The organism is Candidatus Regiella insecticola LSR1, assembly GCF_000143625.1.
GTDB classification, from domain to species: Bacteria; Pseudomonadota; Gammaproteobacteria; order Enterobacterales; family Enterobacteriaceae; genus Regiella; species Regiella insecticola.
Map to the genome: position 1 here is coordinate 1 of NZ_GL379736.1, position 1,683 is coordinate 1,683.

Consider the following 1,683-nt stretch of genomic DNA (forward strand, 5'->3'; position numbering starts at 1 on the left):
ACACTGCTGGTGGACAGGGCGAATATAGCCTTGCCTGAGAAGAAATAAAGTAGCCCACAAAAGAAAACAAAGGCGCTGAATGCGCATATGATGGGATAAGCATTTGTAGCATCGTTGCCACATAAGATGATTATGGCAGCAATGAATAACATCAGTGAATAGACACATGTTTTGGCGCGTTTTAAACGTATTGAATATTTTGTGTCTTGTATTTTGGAGTGACATAATTATTATTTTTTATCTTAATGTAGATTTTTTTAGGAAAATCAAAGATATGCTTTCAATTTTACCGGATGGGAAAAAATATTACCCTTTCCTTTTCAGAGGCGAAGGGTATATCGCTCGTTGATAAAGCGTAATAATTATTAATCATTAGAATCAATGTGTTGTAAATCATCTTGGATAATTTGCCCATTTGAATCAGCTTCGGGTTTCAATACGCCATCATTAGCGAGAAAATCATAGCGTTGAAAATAAGCGCTACGTACCATCAGATAAGGATCCGATGAGTTACGCAACAAAGCATCGGAATTCAATAGTTGTGCCCGCGTCTCTATCCCTTCGATAATCCATTTACCGGTAGCCATCCAAAATGTTAGATAATTGAGCATAGGATATAAAGTATCTAACCATTTTCCGCCATCCTGACGAAATGTTGCACTACCGTAACCCGGCAGAACCAGATAGGGGCCATAGCCAACATTATAGTGACCCAATGTTGAGCCAAAACGATAGGGAAGCTCTCTTGCCAGTTTAGGATTAGTCATACCGGCAACATCAATAAATCCACCGACACCCAATAAAGTATTTAGAAAAAAACGATTGAAATGTGTCATGGCTTTATATGCGTCGCCGATCAACAAGCTATTGACCATACTGGCCGGCTCTTCAAGATTACTGAAAAAATTATTGAGTCCATTGCGAGCACGTTGTGGCACAGCACCATGCCACATCACCGCCACCGGACGCAACAGGTAAGGATCAAGGATGTTATAGTTAAAATTAAACATCGCTCGGTTAAAACTCTCTAGTGTATCGTAACGATGTGGCTCATTTTTTTCCAGCGAACGACTGGTACAACCCACTAGCAAAATTGTAAAAATTAGCCAAATCAGGCGATAATTCATATCTTTGTTACATAAACGCATCCCGTTTGCGGAGAATTTCCAACAGCAACCTTTCAGCATTCACCCTGTGGTGATATACCCACAGCCCTTGAAGTTGCCTTCGGCTGCCAGGGCGTGAGACCGATGAACGTAGATAGACTAAGTGATTCGGCGAACACCCGCAGCCAACAACGCGGCAGCTTCAAAGGCGAAGGGTATAAATTAATTTTTTGACATTCTCCTCTTACTGGAATCCAGAGGGAGAGCCTCGTTAGAGCCTGTTGAAATCTCTTTTTTCATCCATTGAGCGTCGCTCAAAGAAAATTTTGAATATACCCTTTGCCTTTCAAGTTACGGCGGCGTTGGCAGCGATCACCCATCCTCTGTCATGTACCGATTCGATTGATTACCGCCTTGTCGTAACGCAAAATTCATTGGGTATAGTCTCTTAGACGGTGACGACTGATCGTTCAGTGTCTGGTTTCTGCTTCAAAGGCGAAGGGTATATACCTAACATGCAAACTGACTCTACTGTAGGAAAAATATTCGGTGAAATATACGCTTTGAAGGCAGGAAA

General features: G+C 41.6%; 1 protein-coding gene. It reads right to left on the minus strand.

The features are described 5' to 3' along the window. Positions 1–365: 365 nt before the first annotated feature. Positions 366–1,127 carry a phospholipid-binding lipoprotein MlaA gene (gene mlaA, locus REG_RS10210; protein WP_039908931.1) on the minus strand — a complete coding sequence of 254 codons (762 nt, stop codon included), beginning with the start codon at positions 1,125–1,127 and terminating at the stop codon, positions 366–368. Positions 1,128–1,683 lie beyond the last annotated feature (556 nt).